The organism is Trebonia sp., from assembly GCF_049794275.1.
Classification (GTDB): Bacteria; Actinomycetota; Actinomycetes; order Streptosporangiales; family Streptosporangiaceae; genus Trebonia.
The window spans coordinates 1-4,696 of record NZ_JBARCR010001077.1 but is presented as its reverse complement, the minus strand read 5'-3'; the positions used below and the strand labels follow the sequence as shown (position 1 = coordinate 4,696).

The window sequence follows — 4,696 nt, the reverse complement described above, 5'->3', positions numbered from 1 at the left end:
CCGCTGTGGACTGCCCCGCCTCGGCCCGGCGGCCGTCCCTGGCCGCCTTCCGCGCCTCCCGCGCGGCCTTGCGCCGCTCCCGTCCGCCGCTCGCGAGGTACAGCACCACCGCGAGCCCGGCCACGGCGATGCCGGCCCACTTGACCGGTGAGAACACGAAGCCGGTGGCGAAGTCCCCGATCGCGGTCCCGATCTTCCAGAACATCTCGATCGACCCGGTCAGGTACGCCGCGATCGGCAGCAGCGACACGGCGGCCCAGCGCAGCGCCGAGCGCAGCCCGCGGCGGCGGTATGCGTAGTAGCTGAGGATCATGCCGATCGCCGTCAGACCGGCGGTCAGCGGAAGCCAGGCGATGCTGTTATATCCCATGACTCGCCTCCGACGTAGCTTGCTCACTCCATCGTGACACACCGGGCAGAGTGCCTGAAACGCCCGCGAGGCGTAGGCCGCGAGGCTGAGCGTCAGGCGGCGATCCGGCGGAGTTCGCCGAGGCTGACCCCGGCTAGCGACTCCACCACGACCCGCCCGGGCGCGGGCGGGATCGGCACCAGCGACGGCACCGCCAGCACGCGGCAGCCCGCCGCCGTGGCGGACGCGACGCCGTTCGGCGAGTCCTCGAGCGCGACGCACCGCACCGGGTCCACGTCGAGCAGCTTGGCGGCCAGCAGGTACGGCTCCGGGTCCGGCTTGCCCGCGGTCGCATCCTCGGCGCACACGGTCAGCGGGAACGTGATCCCGGTGGCGTCGAGCACGGCCTCGGCGAACACCCGCTGCGAGGACGTCACCAGCGCATGCGGCAAGCCGGCACGAGCCACCTCGGCGAGCAGCGCGCGCACCCCTGGCCGCACCGCGACCCCGCCGGCCCGCACCCGGGCCAGCACGCCCTCGATCATCCAGCGCTCGACCGTCTCAGGCGGCGCGGGCCTGGTCGCCCTGGCCAGCAGGTAGCCGACCGTCCGCGCCATGCTGCCGCCGAGCAGTGCCTGCTGGTCCTCCGGCGTCCACGGCGCGCCGAGCCGCGCCATCACCTCGGTCTCCGTCTCCAGCCACAGCGGCTCGGTGTCCACGAGCAGCCCGTCCATGTCGAACAGCACCGCCGCGAGCCCGTCTGTCACGTCTCTCCCTTCGGCTCGGCCCTCCAGCTCAGCACCGGCGCCCGGCCACGGGACTTCCCGTGGGCCCCCTGAGCAGCGGAGAATGGCGACCGGAGCCACCAGCCGGAACAGACGAATTTTAGGAGCAACGGCCGTGCATATAAAACTCAAGGTGGTGGCGGATGCCCTGGTTTCCTGACTTCGCCAGTGCCATGCAGCTGGCCCGGCAGCAAACGCGCGCCGCAGGCCAGGCCGACCCCGTACGGCAGTACGTCACCGCGCTGAACGACGGTGACGTTCGGGCCCTGGAGACCGTGTGGCCAGGTGAGGTGGTCATCTACGACCCGCGCGCCGGTGAGGTCCGCGGTCACCGGCAGCTGCGGCACTTCGTCAGCCAGAGCCAGTCCCTGCTGGCGGAGCGGCACGCCCGGGTTGACACGGTGACCGCTACCGTCGCCGGCGGGCGGGCGGTCGTGGAGCTGCTCGCGCGCCTAGACGGGGACGGGCAGGAACAGCTCTGGCCGGTGGCCGTCGTCGCCGAATCCCGCGACGACCGTTCGGTGGTATTCCGCACCTACTGCAGCCAGTGGCAGGTCGACGGGCGCCGCGAGCACGCCAGGCCCGCCATCCTCAGCTCGGCGGCGGACCTGCCGGGAGATGTCGTCGGCCGCTTCAGCGCCGCGCTTGGCGCCGGCGACGCCGACGCGGTGGTCGGCACCTTCGCGCCGGACGGGTACTACCGCGAGGCCGCCGGCCCGCAGGCCGCCCACCGCGGCGAGGCGGAGCTCCGCTCGTTCTTCGCCGCCCTGTTCAGCGCGGGCGGCGGCGTCAGCCTGCGGCCCTGCGTCATTACCGACGACGGCGTGCGCTGCGCCATCGAGTACAACTGCGTCCGCTGGGGCGGCCGCGAGCTGCCGCCGCAGGCCGGGCTGTGCGTCTGCGAACGCGGACCCGACGGGCTGCTGGCCGCCGTCCGCGAGTACGACGACCTCGAGCCACCGGACTAGACGGAGAAGTACTTCACTAGACGGAGAAGTACTTCGCCTGCGGGTGGTGCACGACGATCGCGTCGGTGGACTGCTCCGGGTGCAGCTGCATCTCCTCCGACAGCTCCACGCCGATCCGCGCCGGGTCGAGCAGCCTTGCGATTTTGGCCCGATCGGCCAGGTCCGGGCAGGCGGGGTAGCCGATCGAGTACCGCGCGCCCTGGTAGCGCACGTCGAAGAACTGCGCCAGCTCCGCCGGGTCCGCGGCCGAGATGCCCAGCTCCCGCCGCACCCGCACGTGCCAGTACTCCGCCAGCGCCTCGGTGAGCTGGACGGACAGCCCGTGCAGCTCCAGGTATTCGCGGTAGGCGTTCTTCGCGAACAATTCCGCCGTCGCGGTCGAGATCGCCGACCCCATGGTGGCGAGCTGGAACGCCACCACGTCGGTCTCCCCGGCCGCGCGCGGCCGGAAGAAGTCGGCCAGGCACAGCCGCGCGTCGCGGCGCTGCCGGGGGAAGCTGAACCGCTCCAGCTCCGATCCCGACTCCGACAGCACGATGAGGTCGTTCCCCTCGCTCACGCACCGGAAGTAGCCGTACACCACGGCGGCCTGCAGCAGCCCCTCGGTCTGTGCCCGCTCCAGCCACATCCGCAGTCGCGGCCGCCCCTCGGTCTCCACCAGTTCCTCGTAGCCGGGGCCGCCCTCCTTCCGCGACGGCTTGAGCCCCCACTGCCCCATGAACGTCGCCCGCTCGTCCAGGTACGCCCCGTACTCCGCGAGCGGCACGCCCTTCACCACGCGCGTCCCGAAGAACGGCGGCTCCGGCACCGGGTTCTCCGCCGATATATCCCCGGAACGTACGCTGCTGACTGCGGGATCGTCCTGCTCCGCCGTTTCGGCGGCGCTGGCACGGGCCCGGACCCGGCGGGTGCGCAGCTCAGGCAGCGCGGCGCCAGGCTCGCCTCGCTTGACGGCCATCGCGGCGCTCATCAGCCGCAGGCCCTCGAAGGCGTCGCGGGCGTAGCGGACCTCGCCCTGGAACAGCGCGGCCAGGTCCTGCTCGACGTAGGCCCTGGTGAGCGCCGCGCCGCCGAGCAGCACCGGCCAGCGGGCGGCGATGCCGCGGGAGTTGAGCTCGGCGAGGTTGTCCCTCATCACTACGGTGGACTTCACCAGCAAGCCCGACATCCCTATGACGTCGGCCCGGTGCTCCTCGGCGGCGGAGATGATCGAGGAGATCGGCTGCTTGATGCCGATGTTTACGACGTCGTAGCCGTTATTGGACAAGATGATGTCGACCAGGTTCTTGCCGATGTCGTGCACGTCGCCCCTGACCGTGGCGAGCACGATCTTGCCCCGGCCGCCCGCGTCCGCTCGCTCCATATGCGGCTCCAGGTAGCCGACCGAGGCCTTCATCACCTCGGCGGACTGCAGCACGAACGGCAGCTGCATCTGGCCTGAGCCGAACAGCTCGCCCACCGTCTTCATGCCGTCGAGCAGCACGTCGTTGACGATCTCCAGGGCGGGCCGCTCCGCGAGCGCCAGGTCCAGGTCGGCCTCGAGGCCGTTGCGCTCGCCGTCGATGATCCGCCGCTTGAGCCGGTCCCACAGCGGCAGCCCGGCCAGCTCTGCGGCCCGCTCGGCCTTGGCCGACGTGGCGTCCACGCCCTCGAACAGCTCCAGCATCTTCGCCAGCGGGTCGTAGCCGGGCCGGCGCCGGTCGTAGACCAGGTCGAGGGCGACCTCGCGCTGCTCCTCCGGGATGCGCGCCAGCGGCATGATCTTCGACGGGTGCACGATCGCCGAGTCGAGGCCGGCCTGGACGCACTCGGCGAGGAACACCGAGTTCAGCACGGCGCGCGCGGCCGGCTTCAGCCCGAACGACACGTTGGACACCCCGAGAGTCGTCTGCACCTCCGGATAGCGCCGCTTCAGCTCGCCGATCGCCTCGATCGTCTCCAGCGCGTCCCGCCGCGTCTCCTCCTGGCCGGTGGCGATCGGGAACGTCAGGCAGTCGACGATGATGTCCTCGGTGTGCATCCCCCAGGTGCCCGTCAGGTCGCGGATCAGCCGCTCGGCGACCTCCACCTTCCACAGCGCGGTGCGCGCCTGGCCGCGCTCGTCGATGGTCAGCGCGACCACCGCGGCGCCGTGCTCCTTGATGAGGGGCATCAGCCTGGCGATCCGCGAGTCGGGCCCGTCGCCGTCCTCGTAGTTGACCGAGTTGACGACGGCGCGGCCGCCGATCAGCTCGAGGCCCGCCTCGATCACCGCCGGCTCGGTGGAGTCGAGCACCAGCGGCAGCGTGGCCGCGGTCGCCAGCCGTCCGGCTATCTCGCGCATGTCGGCGACGCCGTCGCGGCCGACGTAGTCCACGCACACGTCGAGCAGGTGCGCGCCGTCCCTGGTCTGGCCGCGCGCGATCGCCACGCAGTCCTCGAACTTGTCGGCGATCATCGCCTCGCGGAACGCTTTCGAGCCGTTGGCGTTGGTCCGCTCCCCGATCGCGAGGAACGCGGTGTCCTGCCGGAACGGCACGTGGCTGTACAGCGACGCCACTCCCGGCTCAGGGTCCGGCGACCGCCGGCCGAGCGGGCGGCCCGCGGGCCTCGCC

General features: G+C 71.8%; 4 protein-coding genes. 1 reads left to right on the top strand and 3 read right to left on the bottom strand.

Annotated elements, in window-relative coordinates; translation table 11 throughout:
- Positions 1-370 (bottom strand): cellulose synthase (locus WA805_RS26920; protein WP_425243744.1); only part of this gene is annotated, 370 nt, incomplete at its 3' end.
- Positions 371-462: 92 nt separating this feature from the next.
- Entirely contained in the window at positions 463-1,116 is a 654-nt protein-coding gene (locus WA805_RS26915) for an HAD family hydrolase (RefSeq protein WP_424561652.1), read from the bottom strand.
- Between the two features lie 161 nt (positions 1,117-1,277).
- Between WA805_RS26915 and WA805_RS26910 the strand changes: the two genes are divergently transcribed.
- Positions 1,278-2,102, top strand: a complete 825-nt coding sequence (locus WA805_RS26910; protein WP_425243743.1) for a nuclear transport factor 2 family protein — start codon at positions 1,278-1,280, stop codon at positions 2,100-2,102.
- Positions 2,103-2,118: 16 nt separating this feature from the next.
- Here the strand turns inward: WA805_RS26910 and WA805_RS26905 are convergent.
- Positions 2,119-4,696 (bottom strand): dihydropteroate synthase (locus tag WA805_RS26905; protein ID WP_425243742.1); only part of this gene is annotated, 2,578 nt, incomplete at its 5' end.

What these genes read in the sequence shown, in the direction of transcription:
- WA805_RS26910 (WP_425243743.1), top strand. Translation starts at nt 1,278, where the DNA reads ATGCCCTGGTTTCCTGACTTCGCCAGTGCCATGCAGCTGGCCCGGCAG.